Origin of the sequence: Mycobacterium sp. Root265 (genome assembly GCF_001428895.1) — a bacterium.
Classification (GTDB): domain Bacteria; phylum Actinomycetota; class Actinomycetes; order Mycobacteriales; family Mycobacteriaceae; genus Mycobacterium.
Map to the genome: position 1 here is coordinate 164,089 of NZ_LMJA01000004.1, position 16,695 is coordinate 180,783.

Genomic DNA, 16,695 nt, shown 5'->3' on the forward strand with positions numbered 1-16,695 from the left:
ATCAAGGTGACCCCGTCGTCCAAGGTGGTCGGCGATCTCGCGCTGGCCCTGGTGGGGGCGGGCGCGGATGCCGCGGAGTTCGCCGCCGATCCCGACAAATACGACATCCCCGACAGCGTGATCGGTTTCCTGCGGGGTGAACTCGGTGATCCCGCAGGTGGCTGGCCGGAGCCGTTGCGTACCAAGGCGTTGCAGGGTCGCGCCGAAGCCAAGCCGATCGTTGCTCTCGACGCAGCCGACGAGAAGCTGCTGGGTGAGCCCGGACGGACTCGGCAGACGACCTTGAACCGGCTGCTGTTCCCAGGTCCCTCAAGGGAATTCGAGGAGCATCGTGTTCTGTACGGCGACACCTCGCGATTGTCGGCCAATCAATTCTTCTACGGCCTGCGCCACGGTGATGAACACCGCATACAGCTGGACAAGGGTGTCGAGCTGATCGTCGGGCTGGAAGCCATTTCCGAACCTGACGAACGCGGCATGCGCACCGTCATGTGCATCCTCAACGGGCAGCTGCGCCCGGTGCTGGTGCGTGACCGCAGCATCGCCAGTGAGGTCGCCGCGGCCGAGAAGGCCGACAGGTCGAACCCCGACCACGTCGCCGCACCGTTCGCCGGAGTGGTCACCATCGGCGTGGCGACCGGGGAGAAGGTCGATGCCGGGCAGACCATCGCCACCATCGAGGCCATGAAGATGGAAGCCGCCATCACCGCACCCAAGGCCGGCTCGAGGGCGGAGACCTCCTGGCGGTCGTCACCTGACCCGGATCGTCGCCGGACAGTTCAAGGGACGCCGAATCTCGGTGCCCGCCAGCGGAACTCGTCCGACCACCGACAGGGTGCGGGAGTCGTTGTTCAACGTGCTGCAGGCGCGGATGGATCTCGACGGTATCGCGGTGCTCGATCTGTACGCCGGCTCCGGCGCGCTGGGTCTGGAGGCGTTGTCCCGCGGCGCATCCTCGGCGCTGCTGGTCGAGTCCGATCGTCGCGCCGCCGCGGTGATCGAGTCCAATATCGCCGCGCTCGGGGCCAGGGGAGCGGTGCTGCGCCGCAGCCCGGTCGACAAGGTCGTCCAATCCACCGGCAGGCCGGTCGATCTGGTGTTCGCCGACCCGCCGTACGAGGTGGATGCCCGCGCCATCGAGCGTGTCCTGGTCGCGCTGCTCGCGAACGGCTGGGTGCGCCCGGGTGCGCTCGCGGTGATCGAGCGCGCGGCGGGAGGGCCCGCGATCGTGTGGCCGGACGGCTGGGAGGCCGAGGAGGAACGCCGCTACGGCGACACCCGACTGGAGTTCGGCGTCATCGCGTAGCGTCTTGCACCATGAGTGGCGCTGTATGTCCCGGATCATTCGACCCCGTCACCCTCGGTCATCTCGATGTCTTCGAGCGGGCGGCCGCCCAGTTCGACGAGGTCGTGGTGGCCGTGCTGGTGAACCCGAACAAGAAGGGGATGTTCAGCGCCGAGGAGCGCATCGAACTGATCCGCGAGTCGACGACGCATCTCTCGAATCTGCGCGTCGAGTCCGGCTCCGGTCTGGTGGTCGACTTCGTCAAGCAACGGGGTCTGACCGCCATCGTCAAGGGCCTGCGCACCGGCACCGATTTCGAGTACGAGTTACAGATGGCGCAGATGAACAAGCACGTCGCCGGCGTCGACACCTTCTTCGTGGCCACCACGCCGCAGTACTCGTTCGTGTCGTCCTCACTGGCCAAGGAGGTCGCCCAGCTCGGCGGCGATGTCGCCGATCTGCTGCCCGAGCCGGTGAACGCGCGGTTGCGCGAGAAGCTCAAGGGCTGATCGCTCGATTGATTGGCGGTATCCGAGGGCGACACACCGGCCGGTAAAGCCGAGTCACAGGCGTAACACCAGGCACACTGGTCACTAACAACTACGCCTGGAGGGTGTTGCCGTGTATCGAGTGTTTGAGGCGCTTGACGAACTCAGCGCAATCGTCGAAGAAGCCCGTGGCGTGCCGATGACGGCCGGGTGCATGGTGCCGCGCGGCGACGTCCTGGAGCTGCTCGACGACATCAAGGACGCCATCCCCGGTGAACTCGACGACGCCCAGGATGTACTGGACGCCCGGGACGCGATGCTCAACGAGGCCAAGGACCACTCCCAGTCCATGGTGGCCACGGCGTCCGCCGAGGCCGACTCGATGGTCAACCACGCCCGCGGCGAGGCAGATCGCCTCCTCGCCGACGCCAAGTCCCAGGCCGACCGGATGGTCGCCGAGGCACGTGCGCACAGCGAGCGGATGGTCGGCGAGGCCCGCGAGGAAGCCGGCCGTATCGCCTCGACCGCCAAGCGTGAGTACGAGGCCGCCACCGGTCGCGCCAAGGCCGAGGCCGACCGTCTCATCGAGAACGGCAACATCTCCTACGAGAAGGCCGTCCAGGAAGGCATCAAGGAGCAGCAGCGCCTGGTGTCGCAGACCGAGATCGTGCAGACCGCGACCAGCGAGGCCACCCGCCTGGTCGACACCGCGCACGCCGAGGCCGACCGGTTGCGCGGCGAATGCGATATCTACGTCGACAGCAAGCTGGCCGAGTTCGAGGACTACCTCAACGGCACCCTGCGCTCGGTGAGCCGGGGCCGTCACCAGCTGCGCACCGCCGCGGGCACGCACGACTACGCCACCCGGTAACCAACCCGAACGACGACAACATGGTCGCCACCCTGACCCGGGGTGGCGACCATGTTGTCGTTGGCGCTAAAGCTGTCCGTGCCGCGGCGGTTTGGTGCCCGACAGGGCGTAGCGGCCGATGTGCTGCAGCTTCCAGCGGGTCGCGTCGTGCAACGTGTGGGTGCGGGCATCACGCCAGTACCGCGACAGGTTCGCCGTCCCGGAAGCGCTGCGGGTGCCGCCCAGTTCGAACAGCGTGCTCGACGCCTCCAACGACGCCCGGGTGGCGGCCACCTTGGCCACCGCAACTGCCACCGAAGCCACTGCGGCACTGTCGGAATCGAGATCGGCGGCCGCGGCGTCGACGGCGCGACCTGCCTCGGCCAGCAGCGCCTGTGCGCCTCGCACCGTGACGGTCAATTCGCCGGCCAGATGGACCACCGTCGGATCATCGGCGGCGGTATCCACCCCGGCCTCGAAATGTGGGCGGGCCTTCGCAGACTGCCGGACCCCTTCGGCCAGTGCTGCGGTGGCGATCCCGACATCGAGTGCGGCGTGGAACAACTGGGCGCGTGCCCCGTACACACTGGGCGCCTTGAAGATCGGGGTGAATGCCACCACCTGCTCGGCCGGCACCCGCACGGCGTCGAGGGTGACGGTGCCCGAGGCGGTGGTGCGCTGACCCATCCCGTCCCAGTCGTCGACCACCTGCAGGCCCTCGGTGTCGGCGGGCACGAAGGCCAGCGCCTTCGGTGTGGACGATGTCGGGGTGTCCCCGGGGTGCTCCGGCAGCGAGGCCCGCACGATCACCCAGTCGGCGAACAGCGCACCGGTGGAGTAGAACTTGCGGCCCTCCAGCACATAGTCGTCATTGTCACGGACCAGTGTGGTGGCGTCCACATCGATGGGGTGCGGGCCGCGCTCGGATTGCGCGTTGGCGAAAAGCGCGCCATCCAAGACCTTCTCGAAGAAGAACGCCTGCTGTGCATCGGTGCCCTGCAGCCGCACGGCCTCCAGGAACGTGTAGTGCGAATGCGGGATCTGGGCCAGCGAGGGATCACCGTGGGCGAACAACCGGAACACCTCGGCGATCACTGTCGCGGGTGCGGCGATCCCGCCGTGCTCGACCGGCACCGACAGCGCGAGCAGGCCGGAGTCCTTGAGCGCCTGCACCTGATCGTGCGGCAGCGCCCGGTCGGCGTCGCGGGCACCGGCGTCGGCGGCGAACGCAGCGGACAACTCGGCCGCGACGGCCAGAGCCTGATCGACGTCGGCGATCCTGGTGGCCTTACCCGACGTGCCGGTGGTCACGGAATGCAGGCGCGGAACGCGCGGAGGGGACACTTCGCAGAGCGTGCCCGCCGGCAGCGGACCGGTCACCCGTTGGACTCAGCGAGATTCTGAGTGCTCAGCGCTGCAGGAACCGGGCCAGGCTGTCGTCGAGTTCCTCCCACCAGGTGGAACTGGGAACGGGCCCGACCGTGCCGGTGCACGGGGAGGAGAACGATTTGTCCCGGTACCCGGTGATGCTCTCGTCCTTGTCGTGTTCCCAGGTGACGAAATGTCGGCGCACCAGTTCCAGATCGAACGTCTGGTAATCGGTCAGCGCCATCAGATCCCGGACGTAAGCGGTCTGGAAGTCGATCTGTTCCATCACGCTGTCCACCGCGGCGTACATGGCCAGCCAGGCGTCGACATCGTCGGCCATCGCCTCCGCGGTGGGCAGCGGAAACCGGCCCAGCACCACATCGCGGGCCACGAACGCCTGCGCGTCGAACATGTTGAAGGTGTAGTACTGGTCCTGCATGCCCAGGTAGAGCAGCTTCGGGTTGGCCGTCCACACCACACCCTTGTACAACCCGGCGGGATAGAGGTTGTTCGCGGTCGTCAGCCTCAGCTCGGGGTCGATGAACGGGAAGTGGTGCTGGTATCCGGTGCACAGGATGATGGCGTCGACGTCGCGGCTGGTGCCGTCGGCGAAATGCGCGGTGCGACCGTCGAGGTGTTGTAGCGCAGGGACTTCGGTGATGCCATCGGGCCAGCCGAATCCCATCGGGGCATTGCGGTAGGCGACGGTGATGGATGCGGCCCCGTACTTGAGGGACTGCAGCGCGATGTCCTCGGCCGAATAGCTGCTGCCCAGAATCAGCAGGTTCTTCCCGGCGAACTCGACGGCATCCCGGAAGTCGTGCGAATGCAGGATGCGGCCCGGAAAGCACTCGAAGCCCGGGTATTCCGGCACGTAGGGGGTGGAGAAGTGCCCCGTCGCGACGATGACGTGGTCGAAGGTCTCGGTGCGCAACACGCCGGGGCCGGTCTCCCATGATTCGACGGTGACGGCGAACGTGTCCCCGTCGAAGGTGATATCGCGAACCGCGGTGTCGAACTGGATGAACTGGCGCACATTGCTCTTCTTGGCCCGCCCGACGATGTAGTCGTAGAGCACCTCACGCGGCGGGAACGACGGGATCGGGCCACCGAAGTGCTCGTCGAAACTGTAGTCGGCGAACTCCAGGCATTCCTTGGGCCCGTTGGACCATAGGTAGCGGTACATGCTGCCGTGCACCGGGTCTCCGTGGGAGTCCAGACCGGTGCGCCAGGTGTAGTTCCACAGTCCACCCCAGTCGCTCTGCTTCTCGAAGCACACCACCTCGCCGACGTCGACGCCGTCCTGGCGCGCCTGCTCGAACGCATGCAGCTGGGCCAGTCCGCAGGGGCCGGCGCCGATCACGGCGGTTCTGGTCATCGGGTTCTCCTCAGGGGCGTCATGAGCGGGGTCGGGTCTTGTCGGGGTCGTAGAACGGAAAGGTGGTCACGGTGGCCGGGATGCGTTTACGGTGTCCGTCGAGCTTGCCGACCTCCACCCGGGTGCCGGGCTCGCTGTGCTGAACGGCCATACGGCACAACGCGATGCTGGCGCCCAGAATCGGTGAGCGCACACCGCTGGTGATCACGCCGACCTGGGCGCGCCCGAGGTGCACACAGTCCCCGTGGGTGGCGGTCTCGTTGCCGTCCAGGCGCAGCCCGACCAGTGTGCGTTGCGGATGTGCCTTGCGGTCGAGCAGCGCGTCCCGGCCGATGAAATCGTCGGTCTTGGATTTCAGAGGCACGGCGAACCCGATACCGGCCTCGAACGGGTCGGTCTGATCGTCGAATTCGTGACCCGCCGCGATCAGGCCGGACTCGACGCGCAACATCTCCAGTGCCTCCAGGCCCAGCGGTGTCAGACCGTGCGGTTCACCGGCCAGCCACACGGCGTCCCAGAGGGTTTCGGCGTCGCCAGGATGCACCCACAGTTCGTAGCCGAGCTCGCCGGAGTATCCGGTCCGCGACACCAGCAGCGGGATCCCGTCCGGCCCGCCGAGCCGGCCGATCAGGAACCGGAACCACCCGAGGTCGCGCAGTGCGGGCTGGGTCGGTGGCGTCCAGATCAGCCCGGCGAGCAGGTCGCGGCTGGCCGGGCCCTGCACGGCGATATTGTGCATCTGATCGGTGGAGTCCTTGATCCACACCTGCTGCAGCCCCAACTTCTCGGCCTGGGTGCGCAGCCACATCCCGTCGTGCGGGTCACCGCCGATGAAGCGGAAGTTGGTGTCGCTCAATCGCAACACGGTGCAGTCGTCGACGACACCGCCGGACTCGGTGCACATCGCCGAGTACACCACCTGCCCGCGCGACAGCCGACGGATGTCGCGGGTGAGCGTGGCCTGCAGCAGGGCCTCCGCGTCGGGGCCGAGGACCTCGAACTTGCGCAACGCCGACAGATCCATCACCGCGACGCGTTCCCGGCACGCCCAGTACTCCTGCTGCGGTCCGTGGCCGTCGAAGCTGTTGGGCAGCCAATAGCCCTGATACTCGGTGAAATTCGAGGTCAGCGCGCCGGTCCTGGAGGCGAACGCGGTGGGTTTGGTCAGCACCGGTTCGGAGTCCGGGGTCAGCCGGTGTCCCACCGCCACAGAGAACCTCCTGGTGGAGTCGTAGACGCGGACGTGGATGTCGGTGGGCGTCCAGCCGTTCGCCGGATCGATGTCGTCCGGGCAGGCCGATGACGCGCACACCAGGTCGGTGCAGGCCCGCAGCATCACGTAGTCACCCGGGCGTGACCAGGGCTCATCGGAGGTCAGCTGGTGCGCCGCGTCGAATGCGGTGTTGTAGAACAGGTTCAGCGCCGGCCACCCGGCGCGGGCCGCCACCCCGAACCGTGCCAGCGACGCGTTGAAATTATCGGTGCAGTTGACGTGGCCGGGGTAGCCGAAATCGGCGTAGTACTTGGCGGTGCAGGCCAGCGCGAAGGTGTCGTGCCGTCCCACCGTGTCCCGCACCACCTCCACGAGGGGCTGGGCCCGGCCGTCGAAGAACTTGCCGAACAGGCCGGGCTGCGGATACGCGCCGCCACCGATGGTGCGGGTGGTGGTGGCGTCCAGGCTGTACTCGTTTCCGCCGTCGAGCCCGCGGGCATCGAAGGCCAGAAAGTCCGAGCACTGCCGGCCCTGGACATCGATGATCTGGATGAACTGCCCGGCCCGGATTTCATAGGACGACGCGGTCGACGCATCGATACGCATATCCCACAACGGTTCGGCCAGCGGCACAGGGAGTTCGCGCTCCTGCGCAGGCACCGGGGTGGCCCGGCGCACCTCGATGAGTACCTCGGAGGGCGGATTCGGTTCGGCGAGGGCCAGGTTCATCGGCGCGGCGGGCGCGGCGATGAGGACGACGGCGTCCGCGTCGACGGCGAAGGCGAGCCGGGCTCCGGCCGCGGAGTCACCGCCGAACAGCCGGGTGGCCCTGGCCTGGTCCTGATCGACGTGGCGGGAGAGCAGTCCCAGGATCCGACCGGCCGCGTAGCCGTTCTCGTCGGGGCCGGCCACCAAGCTGCGCAAGACCGTGGCAGGGGAGTCGGGCGCCGATCCGCTGACTGCACGGGGGTCGGTGGCGAGCACCGTCAGTTCCACGGGCTGGCGCCCGTACCGGTCGATGACCTCGAAGCGGTCCCCGCCCGTGACCGACAGAGCAGTGACCGACCCGGGTGCCACCCGGAAACGTTCGATCATGGGAGTCCGGCAGCGGGATCAGGGGGCGAACGACCGGTAGCCGACGTAGAACGCCAGCGCATGGTCGGGGGTGGAGAACAGGATCCGCGAGCCCTTCGGGAAGAAGATCGCGTCCTTGGCCCGCGCGATCTGCACCTGTCCGGTGTCCGGGTTCTCCAGCCGGAACTCACCTTCGAGGACGACCTTCATCTCGTCGTAGGCGTAGTAATAGTCCAGCGGCGCATCGGTATTGCGCAGTTCGAAGTACCCCGAGCACATCGGCACGCCGTCGGGGTTGGCGTAGACGTCGTCGATGAACCCCTCGGTGCCCGGGTACTGCTCCAGGGGCATCTGCGGAAGTGATTCCCAGAAACCAGAAGTCACCTGAAAGATGGGCGCGGCCGTACTCGTCACAGAACCTCCATCGTGATCTCTCACATGAAACAGCGTCTGATGCGAGGAAACCACGCGTGGATTTCGGCGAGATTACGCCGACGTGCCTGTGTCGTTAGCGCGTCGACCCGACGAACGGGATCGAGACGCTCGGCGCTATCGGCGAATGCTGCCCGGATCCAAGGTTGAAGAGGCCGCGTTCACGCAGTACCGGCACCACGCCCTCGCCGAACCAGTACAGCTCCTCCAGATGCGGGTAACCGGAGAAGATGAACTCGTCGATGCCGATCTCGGCGTATTCGGCGATCCGGTCGGCCACCTCGGTGTGGCTACCGACCAGAGCGGTCCCCGCCCCGCCGCGCACCAGCCCGACACCGGACCACAGGTTCGGCGCGATCTCCAAACTGCGTGCGTCGCTCCAGGTTCCGTTGGTCCGGTTGGCCTCGTGCAACGCCAGCATCCGCTTCTGGCCCTCGGACTGGCTGCGCGCCAGCCCGGCCTGGGCGGCCTGCACGGTCTCCTCGTCGAGCGCGCCGATCAGCTTGTCGGCCTGCGCCCACGCCTCGTCGGCGGTGTCGCGGGAGATGGTGTGCAGCCGGATGCCGAAGCGCAGCGTCCGACCCGCGGCCTCGGCTTCCTTGCGGATCCAGGCGATCTTCTCGGCCACCGCGGCCGGCGGCTCACCCCAGGTGAGGTAGACATCGGAATGGCGCGCCGCGACCGGGCCGGCGGCCTTTGAACTGCCACCGAAGTACAGCGGCGGCACCGGGCTGGGCGGCACCGCCAGGGCGGCCTCCTCGACGTTGACGTACTCGCCGTTCAGGCTGACCGTTTCCCCGGCGAAGAGACGGCGCACGACTTCGAGGAATTCGTCGGCGCGGGCGTACCGGGCGTCCTTGTCCAGGTGGTCGCCGAATGAGCGCTGCTCGTGTGCCTCACCGCCGACGACGACGTTGAGCAGGATGCGTCCCGGGGCATGGCGGGCGAACGTGGCGGCCATCTGAGCCGACAGCGTCGGGCTGACCAGCCCGGGGCGGAACGCCACCAGGAACGCCAGCGATGTCGTTTCCCGCGCCAGCAGCGCGGCGGTCACGAAGGCATCCTCGCACCAGGCCCCGGTCGGGATGAGCGCGCCGGTGAAGCCGAACCGCTCGGCGGCCCGCACGATCGACGCCAGATAGTCGATGGACGCTTCGCGGTCACCCCCCGCGGCACCGGCCGGAGTGCCGTGTCCACCTCCGACGATCAGCCGGCTGTCGCCGTAGGTGGGCAGAAACCAGTGCAACTTCACGGTCACAGATACGTCCTTTACGCAGCAAGTCGTCTTCGTGACCACGAGTATCGGCTTCCGCGGCGGTCGACACCGCCCGGTCCGCCGTTTGGGCCATTGCGCCACCGACCTCACCGGCCACAGCGCCGTCGGCGATTTAAAATCTCGGTGATCGAGTGTCGGGTGCGGCGGAGCGCTGTCGGCACCGAAGTAAGATCGGCGTCATGGCTGGCAAAAATCCCCTCGCGATCGACATCTCGCGGCTGGGTCGTCGGCCGGGCTCGATGATCGAGGTGCACGAGACGGTGCCGTCACCGTCGCGCATCGGTCTGGACCTGGTCCGCATCGAGCAGGGCGCCCCGCTGGAGCTGGACCTGCGCATCGAATCGGTCTCCGAGGGCGCCCTGGTCACCGGAACGGTCTCCGGGCCCACCACCGGCGAATGCGTGCGCTGCCTGGAACCGGTCAGCGACGAGGTGTCCATCGACATCATGGAACTGTTCGCCTACCCGGGCAGCACCACCGAGGCGACCACCGAGGAAGACGAGGTCGGCCACGTCGTCGATGATCGCGTCGACATCGAGCAGACCGTCGTGGACGCGGTCGGGCTGGTGCTGCCGTTCTCGCCGGTGTGCCGCGAGGACTGCGCCGGGCTGTGCCCGGACTGCGGTGTGGCGCTCGCCGACGCCGAGCCGGACCATGGGCACGACAAGATCGATCCCCGCTGGGCCAAGCTGGCCGCGCTGAAGGACCAAGCCGGAGATGCCAGTGACGGCTGAGCATGAGTCGTTGATCGAAGGCCTGGGCGTGCGGCTGCCCGAGGACCTGCTCACGATCGCCCTGACCCATCGCAGCTACTCCTACGAGAACGGCGGGCTGCCCACCAACGAGCGCCTGGAGTTCCTCGGCGACGCCGTGCTGGGCCTGACCATCACCGAGGAGCTCTACTACCGCCACCCGGACCGCCCCGAGGGTGATCTGGCCAAGCTGCGGGCCAGCATCGTCAACACCCAGGCCCTCGCCGATGTCGGACGCAAACTCGGCCTCGGCAACCATCTGCTGCTCGGCAAGGGGGAGGACAGTTCCGGCGGCGCCGACAAGTCCAGCATCCTCGCCGACGGGGTCGAATCCCTTTTGGGTGCAATCTATCTGGACCAGGGCAATGTGGTTGCGCGCGAAGCGATCCTGCGGCTGTTCAGCGAACTGCTCGATACCGCACCGACGCTCGGCGCCGGGCTGGATTGGAAGAGCAGCCTGCAGGAGCTGTCCGTCGCACGCGGGCTCGGCCCACCGGCGTACACCGTCAGTGCCCAAGGTCCCGATCACGACAAGGAATTCACCGCGATCGTGGTGATTGCCGAACGCCAGTACGGCCGCGGGATCGGGCGCACCAAGAAAGAGGCCGAACTCAAGGCCGCCGCCGCAGCGTGGAGTGCCATCGACGCCTCGGCCGACGACGAGACCGGGGATGCCGGAACTCCCTGAGGTCGAGGTGGTGCGGCGGGGGTTGGCCGCGCACATCCTGGACCGCACCATCACCGACGTGCAGGTGCTGCACCCGCGGGCCTCGCGCAGGCACGTCGCCGGCTCCATCGACCTGGCCGCGCGCCTGCAGGGCAACACCATCACCGGCACCGGCCGGCGCGGAAAATACCTGTGGCTCACCCTCGCCAGCGGCGACGCACTCGTCGTGCACCTCGGGATGAGCGGGCAGATGCTGCTCGGTGACGTGCCGAACCCGTCGCACCTGCGGATCGCCGCCACCTTGGACAACGGTGTCACGCTGAACTTCGTCGACCAACGCACCTTCGGGGGCTGGATGCTCACCGACCTGGTGACTATCGACGGCACCGAGGTGCCCGAACCCGTCGCGCATATCGCCCGGGACCCGCTGGACCCCGAATTCAACCGCGACGGTGTGGTCACGGTGTTGCGGCGCAAGCATTCCGAGATCAAACGCCAACTGCTGGACCAGACGGTGGTCTCCGGGATCGGCAACATCTACGCCGACGAGGCGCTTTGGCGGGCCAAGATCAACGGGGCCCGGTTGGCGTCGTCGCTGACCAGACGCCAACTCGCCGAACTGCTGGATGCCGCCGCCGAGGTGATGACCGGCGCGCTGAGTCAGGGCGGCACGTCGTTCGATTCGCTCTATGTCAACGTGAACGGCGAATCCGGGTACTTCGAGCGCTCACTGGAGGCCTACGGGCGTGTCGATCAGGCGTGCCGGCGATGCGGCGCGGTGATGCAGCGTGACAAGTTCATGAACCGGTCGTCGTACTACTGCCCGAAATGTCAACCGCCGCCTCGGATTCGGCGCAGACCTAGCGCTGGCTGAACTCCACCGCGGCGGACATACAGACTTTCCACTCGCCGGACTCCTTGCGGAAGTAGGCGGTGTCGAACGGGCCGCCGGCATTCATCTTGGCCGACGCCACATCGCCCTTGACCTTGATGTCGGTGGCGGTCACCTCGCTGGTCTGCGTGCTCTGCGGAACGTCCATGCCTTCCAGGATGTCGCCGAGTTCGCCGAGGGCGCCGAACATCCCGGCCTCCGCGGCGCAGAAGTACTGACCGAGATCGGAGAACTTCCCGGTGTTGCCCGCGGCGCCGAATTCCTCGACGAGCTGCTGGATCTGGGCTTCGTCGGTGGACACCAGGATCTGATCACCGGAGCGGAACAGGAACACGCCGCCGACCACCAGGGCCGCCACGATCAGCACGCTGGCCACTCCGCCGAGAATCCACCAGGTGCCGTTGCTCTTCTTCGGGGGCCGCGGAGGCTGCGGGGGATAGCCGTAGGGATAACCCGGAGGAGTGCCGTATCCGTAGAGCTGCTGGCCGTACGGCGGCGGTGGCGGCACGTCATAGGCCGGGTACTCGTAGGCCTGCGGCGGTTGCTGCTGCTGGGGATCCCACGAGCCCTGCTGTTGTGGACCCCATGGTCCCTGCGGCCCCGGTTGCTGCGGGGGGTAGTACGTCACGGCGATAGCTCCTCAGCTGGTGTAGTTCAACACTAACTCGCCCCTCCGTAGACTCGCCGGAATGACAGAACTGTGGGTCGAGCGCACCGGCGTGCGCCGCTACACCGGGCGCAGCACGCGTGGCGCAGAGGTACTGGTGGGGTCCGAGGACGTCGAGGGCGTCTTCACCCCCGGTGAGCTGATGAAGATCGCGCTCGCCGCGTGCAGCGGGATGAGCAGCGACGCCCCGCTGCGGCGCCGCCTCGGCGACGAGTACGCCACCACCATCCGGGTGTCCGGGGCGGCCGATCGTGACCAGGAGCGCTACCCGCTGCTGGCCGAAACCCTGGAGATCGATCTGTCCGGCATGTCCGAGGACGAGGTGAAGCGGCTGCTGCTCGTCGTCGAGCGGGCCGTCGACCAGGTCTGCACCGTCGGGCGCACCCTCAAAGCGGGCACCGAGGTCACCTTTGAGGTCAAGAACATTGGCTGACGGCGAGGTCCGGCTCAGCGCCTATGTGCACGGGCACGTGCAGGGCGTGGGTTTCCGCTGGTGGACGCGCGCCCGGGCGCTGGAAATCGGGCTGACCGGGTATGCGTCCAACCGGCCCGACGGGCGGGTGCACGTCGTGGCACAGGGCCCCCGGGCGGACTGTGAGCGGCTGCTGGACCACCTGAAATCCGGCCAATCGCCGGGAACGGTGGACGCTGTGATGGCCGATTGGTCCGCGCCGGGCGACCCGATTGACGGCTTCAGCGAACGTTAACCGCCGCGACGGTAGGGTTTCACCTCGTGCATCTCAAGAGTCTGACGCTGAAGGGCTTCAAGTCCTTCGCCGCGCCGACGACTCTGCGCTTCGAGCCGGGCATCACCTGCGTGGTCGGGCCCAACGGGTCGGGTAAATCCAATGTCGTCGACGCCCTGACCTGGGTGATGGGCGAGCAGGGCGCCAAAACGCTGCGCGGCGGCAAGATGGAAGACGTCATCTTTGCCGGCACCTCCTCGCGCGCACCGCTGGGCCGCGCCGAGGTGACGCTGACCATCGACAACTCCGACAACGCGCTGCCCATCGAGTACAACGAGGTGTCGATCACCCGCCGGATGTTCCGCGACGGCGCCGGGGAGTACGAGATCAACGGCAGCAGCTGCCGCCTGATGGACGTGCAGGAACTGCTCAGCGACTCCGGCATCGGTCGGGAAATGCACGTCATCGTCGGGCAGGGCAAGCTCTCCGAAATCCTGGAATCGCGCCCCGAGGACCGCCGCGCCTACATCGAGGAAGCCGCCGGGGTGCTCAAGCACCGCAAGCGTCGCGAGAAGGCCGTCCGCAAGCTCGACTCGATGCAGGCCAACCTGGCCCGGCTCACCGATCTGACCACCGAGCTGCGCCGCCAGCTCAAACCCCTGGGCCGCCAGGCCGAGATGGCGCGCCGTGCGCAGACCATCCAGGCCGATCTGCGTGATGCCCGGCTGCGGTTGGCCGCCCATGACCTGCTGGTGCGCCAGACCGAGTTCAACGACACCAACCAGGCCGAGACCACGCTGCGCCGCGAGCACGATGACGTGACGACGCGGCTGGAGGTCGCCACCGCCGAGCTGGCCGCCCACGAAACCGCCGTGACGGAGCTGACCGAACGCGCCGAGGCCGCCCAGCAGACCTGGTTCCGGCTCTCCGCGCTGGCCGAGCGGGTCAGTGCGACGGTGCGGATCGCCAATGACCGCACCCAGCTGCTCGATGCCGAACCCGACACCGACTCCGGTCGCGACCCCGATGCCCTGGAGGCCGAGGCCGACGAGGTCGCCGCCCTCGAACAGGAGCTGCTCGCGGAGCTGGAGGCCTCGCGGGAGACCCTGGAATACGCCCGCGCCGAACTCGCCGAACGCGAACGCATCGCCGCGGACGCCGAGCAGGCGCACCGCGCGGCGGCGCGCGCCGAGGCCGACCGCCGCGAAGGCCTGGCGCGGCTGTCCGGGCAGGTCGACACCATGCGCACCCGGGTGGAATCCACCGATGACGAGGTAGCCCGGCTCACGGCCCGCATCGAGGAAGCCGCGACCCGCGTTCAGCAGGCCCAGGCCGACTTCGAGAACGTGCAGGCGCGCGTCGGTGAACTCGACGAGGGCGAGGTCGGCCTCGACGATCAGCACGACCGCTCGGTCACCGCGCTGCGCACCGCCGACGAACGCGTCGCCGAGCTGCAGTCCGCCGAGCGGGCCGCCGAGCGGCAGGCCGCCTCGCTGCACGCGCGTATCGACGCGCTGTCGATGGGTCTTGCGCGCAAGGACGGCGCCGCCTGGCTGTCGGAGAACCACGGTGGCACAGGCCTTTTCGGATCCGTCGCCAAGCTGGTCCGGGTGCGCCCGGGCTACGAGGTGGCGGTGGCGACGGTGCTCGGTCCCGCCGCTGACGCGCTGGCCGCCGAGAACGTCGGCGCCGCTCGCGCGGCCGTCGCCGCGTTGAAGGAATCCGACGGTGGGCGGGCATCGATCCTGCTCGGCGACTGGCCCGTGCAGTCCGCCCACAACGGCGAGGCGCTGCCCGCCGGCGGACAGTGGGCGATCGATCTGGTCGAGGCTCCCGACCGGCTGCGGGGCGCGATCAGCGCGCTGCTGTCCGGGGTGGCGGTGGTGGACGATCTGTCGGCAGCGCTGAGCCTGGTGGCCGAGCGGCCGCACCTGCGGGTCGCGACCGCCGACGGCGACCTGGTCGGTGCCGGCTGGGTCAGCGGCGGCTCCGACCGCAAGGTCTCGACATTGGAGATCGCGTCCGAAATCGAGAAGGCCCGAACAGAACTCGCCCATGTGGAGCGTCAGGCCGGGGAGCTGACCGCGGCGCTGGCCGGTGCCAAAGAGGAACAGACGGCCCGCCAGGATGCGGCCGAGCAGGCGCTGGCCGCGCTGAACGAATCCGATGCCGCGATCTCGTCGATCTACGAGCAGCTGGGCCGGCTCGGCCAGGAATCGCGAAACGCCGACGCCGAATGGCAGCGGCTGATGAAGCAACGCGACGAGCTGGAGGCGGGCCGGACCAGGGCGGTCGAGGAGCTCACCGAGCTGGAGACCCGGCTGCACAATGCGCAGCAGTCGCCGATGTTCGAGGTCGACGACACCGAGGACCGCCAGGAATTCACGCTGGCTGCTGAGACGGCGCGAGCCACCGAGGTGGAGGCCCGCCTGGCGGTGCGTACCGCCGAGGAACGTGCGAATGCGGTTCGGGGACGGGCTGATTCGCTGCGACGGTCGGCCGCGGCCGAGCGGGAGTCACGGTTGCGTGCGGCCCGGGTCCGGGAGGCCCGCGAGCATGCCGCGACGGTGGCGATCGCGGTGGCCGAGTCGGGACGGCTCGTCGCGGGACGGTTGGCGGCCGCGGTCGCACTGGCATCGCGGACCCGCGACCAGGTGTCCGCCGAGCGCGCGCAGCGCACCGAGGCGCTGAACCGGGCGCGCACCGAGGTCAACGAGCTGGGTGCCCGGATCAATGCGCTCACCGATTCGCTGCATCGCGATGAGGTCGCCAAAGCTCAAGCGGCACTGCGCATCGAGCAGCTGGAGCAGCAGGCGCTGGAGCAGTTCGGGTTGGCCGCGGCCGATCTGATCGCCGAATACGGCCCCGATAATCCGCTGCCGCCGACCGAGCTGGAGATGGCCGAGTACGAGCAGGCCAAAGAGCGAGGCGAGCAGGTCACCGCGCCGGCGCCGATGCCGTTCGACCGGCCCACCCAGGAGCGGCGCGCGAAGAAGGCCGAGCGTGAGCTCAATGAGCTGGGCCGGGTCAATCCGCTGGCGTTGGAGGAGTTCGCGGCGCTGGAGGAGCGCTACAACTTCCTGTCCACCCAGCTGGAGGACGTGAAGGGCGCCCGCAAGGACCTGATGGATGTCATCGAGGACGTCGATGCCCGCATCCTCACTGTGTTCACCGAGGCCTACGCCGATGTGGAGCGAGAGTTCACCCAGGTGTTCGCATCGCTGTTCCCCGGTGGTGAAGGCCGGCTGCTGCTGACGAACCCCGACGACATGCTGACCACCGGTATCGAGGTCGAGGCGCGGCCGCCGGGCAAGAAGGTCAAGCGGCTCTCGCTGCTGTCCGGTGGCGAGAAGTCGCTGACCGCGGTGGCGATGCTGGTGGCGATCTTCCGGGCACGGCCTTCACCGTTCTACATCATGGACGAGGTCGAGGCGGCCCTGGACGATGTGAACCTGCGTCGACTGCTGGGGTTGTTCGAGCAGCTGCGGGAGAAGTCGCAGCTCATCGTCATCACCCACCAGAAGCCGACGATGGAGATCGCCGACGCGCTGTACGGCGTCACCATGCAGGGCGACGGCATCACGCAGGTGATTTCGCAGCGCATGCGCGGGCAGGACCTCGCGACCACCGGCTGATTTTGGTGCCCGCAGGGGTGTGAGGCTCCGGT

The 16,695-nt window shown here is 68.1% G+C and carries 15 protein-coding genes and 1 pseudogene; 10 read left to right on the top strand and 6 right to left on the bottom strand.

The genetic code is table 11. The features are described from left to right. The 4 genes and pseudogenes from ASE48_RS33370 to sepIVA form a co-directional block, all read left to right on the top strand. Nucleotides 1–726, top strand: a pseudogene (locus tag ASE48_RS33370) (biotin/lipoyl-containing protein); the annotation flags it as partial. A gap of 28 nt (nt 727–754) precedes the next feature. Further along, on the top strand, nt 755–1,306 hold the full coding sequence (gene rsmD, locus ASE48_RS07120) for a 16S rRNA (guanine(966)-N(2))-methyltransferase RsmD (protein ID WP_057166346.1): 552 nt from the start codon (nt 755–757) through the stop codon (nt 1,304–1,306). Nucleotides 1,307–1,317: 11 nt separating this feature from the next. Further along, nucleotides 1,318–1,794 carry a pantetheine-phosphate adenylyltransferase gene (gene coaD, locus ASE48_RS07125; protein ID WP_057166347.1) on the top strand — a complete coding sequence of 159 codons (477 nt, stop codon included), beginning with the start codon at nt 1,318–1,320 and terminating at the stop codon, nt 1,792–1,794. A gap of 112 nt (nt 1,795–1,906) precedes the next feature. Then, a complete protein-coding gene (gene sepIVA, locus ASE48_RS07130) occupies nt 1,907–2,644 on the top strand; it encodes a cell division protein SepIVA (protein WP_057166348.1) in 738 nt (245 codons plus the stop codon). Between the two features lie 66 nt (nt 2,645–2,710). Here the strand turns inward: sepIVA and ASE48_RS07135 are convergent, their stop codons facing one another. The 5 genes from ASE48_RS07135 to ASE48_RS07155 form a co-directional block, all read right to left on the bottom strand. After that, nucleotides 2,711–3,934, bottom strand: a complete 1,224-nt coding sequence (locus ASE48_RS07135; protein ID WP_057166423.1) for an SfnB family sulfur acquisition oxidoreductase — start codon at nt 3,932–3,934, stop codon at nt 2,711–2,713. 97 nt (nt 3,935–4,031) lie between these two features. Next, nucleotides 4,032–5,369, bottom strand: a complete 1,338-nt coding sequence (locus ASE48_RS07140) for a flavin-containing monooxygenase (RefSeq protein WP_057166349.1) — start codon at nt 5,367–5,369, stop codon at nt 4,032–4,034. A gap of 19 nt (nt 5,370–5,388) precedes the next feature. Beyond that, nucleotides 5,389–7,677: a DUF1989 domain-containing protein gene (locus tag ASE48_RS07145; RefSeq protein ID WP_057166350.1), complete on the bottom strand. Its 2,289-nt coding sequence runs from the start codon at nt 7,675–7,677 to the stop codon at nt 5,389–5,391. An 18-nt stretch (nt 7,678–7,695) separates the two neighbouring features. After that, a complete protein-coding gene (locus ASE48_RS07150) occupies nt 7,696–8,070 on the bottom strand; it encodes a cupin domain-containing protein (RefSeq protein WP_057166351.1) in 375 nt (124 codons plus the stop codon). Nucleotides 8,071–8,164: 94 nt separating this feature from the next. Further along, nucleotides 8,165–9,346 (bottom strand): LLM class flavin-dependent oxidoreductase, encoded by a 1,182-nt coding sequence (locus tag ASE48_RS07155; RefSeq protein WP_057166352.1) that lies wholly within the window; start codon nt 9,344–9,346, stop codon nt 8,165–8,167. A gap of 197 nt (nt 9,347–9,543) precedes the next feature. Here ASE48_RS07155 and ASE48_RS07160 point away from each other — a divergent pair, with 197 nt between their 5' ends. The 3 genes from ASE48_RS07160 to mutM are packed head-to-tail and all read left to right on the top strand — an operon-like array spanning nt 9,544 to nt 11,657. Continuing rightward, entirely contained in the window at nt 9,544–10,098 is a 555-nt protein-coding gene (locus ASE48_RS07160) for a YceD family protein (RefSeq protein ID WP_057166353.1), read from the top strand. Beyond that, on the top strand, nt 10,088–10,804 hold the full coding sequence (gene rnc, locus ASE48_RS07165) for a ribonuclease III (protein ID WP_057166354.1): 717 nt from the start codon (nt 10,088–10,090) through the stop codon (nt 10,802–10,804). The genes ASE48_RS07160 and rnc overlap by 11 nt, the downstream gene beginning before the upstream one ends. Beyond that, nucleotides 10,788–11,657 (top strand): bifunctional DNA-formamidopyrimidine glycosylase/DNA-(apurinic or apyrimidinic site) lyase, encoded by an 870-nt coding sequence (mutM, locus tag ASE48_RS07170; RefSeq protein ID WP_057166355.1) that lies wholly within the window; start codon nt 10,788–10,790, stop codon nt 11,655–11,657. Before rnc ends, mutM begins: the two co-directional genes overlap by 17 nt. Here the strand turns inward: mutM and ASE48_RS07175 are convergent. Continuing rightward, complete coding sequence (locus ASE48_RS07175; protein WP_057166356.1) at nt 11,644–12,303, bottom strand: Rv0361 family membrane protein; 660 nt, start codon at nt 12,301–12,303, stop codon at nt 11,644–11,646. The genes mutM and ASE48_RS07175 overlap by 14 nt on opposite strands. A gap of 61 nt (nt 12,304–12,364) precedes the next feature. Here ASE48_RS07175 and ASE48_RS07180 point away from each other — a divergent pair, with 61 nt between their 5' ends. From ASE48_RS07180 to smc, 3 genes are read left to right on the top strand one after another with little or no spacing between them, the layout of a single operon-like run. After that, nucleotides 12,365–12,775 (top strand): OsmC family protein, encoded by a 411-nt coding sequence (locus ASE48_RS07180; RefSeq protein WP_057166357.1) that lies wholly within the window; start codon nt 12,365–12,367, stop codon nt 12,773–12,775. Continuing rightward, entirely contained in the window at nt 12,768–13,049 is a 282-nt protein-coding gene (locus ASE48_RS07185; protein ID WP_156409090.1) for an acylphosphatase, read from the top strand. The genes ASE48_RS07180 and ASE48_RS07185 overlap by 8 nt, the downstream gene beginning before the upstream one ends. Nucleotides 13,050–13,075: 26 nt before the next feature. Beyond that, the gene (gene smc, locus ASE48_RS07190) at nt 13,076–16,663 is read left to right on the top strand and encodes a chromosome segregation protein SMC (protein WP_057166359.1); all 3,588 of its coding nucleotides are present in this window, start codon (nt 13,076–13,078) and stop codon (nt 16,661–16,663) included. Nucleotides 16,664–16,695 lie beyond the last annotated feature (32 nt).

Bases quoted from the DNA above. Each gene is read 5' to 3' on its own strand.
- mutM (WP_057166355.1), top strand. From the start codon at position 10,788: ATGCCGGAACTCCCTGAGGTCGAGGTGGTGCGGCGGGGGTTGGCCGCG.
- ASE48_RS07160 (WP_057166353.1), top strand. From the start codon at position 9,544: ATGGCTGGCAAAAATCCCCTCGCGATCGACATCTCGCGGCTGGGTCGT.
- ASE48_RS07180 (WP_057166357.1), top strand. From the start codon at position 12,365: ATGACAGAACTGTGGGTCGAGCGCACCGGCGTGCGCCGCTACACCGGG.
- ASE48_RS07145 (WP_057166350.1), bottom strand. From the start codon at position 7,677: ATGATCGAACGTTTCCGGGTGGCACCCGGGTCGGTCACTGCTCTGTCG.
- ASE48_RS07140 (WP_057166349.1), bottom strand. From the start codon at position 5,369: ATGACCAGAACCGCCGTGATCGGCGCCGGCCCCTGCGGACTGGCCCAG.
- coaD (WP_057166347.1), top strand. From the start codon at position 1,318: ATGAGTGGCGCTGTATGTCCCGGATCATTCGACCCCGTCACCCTCGGT.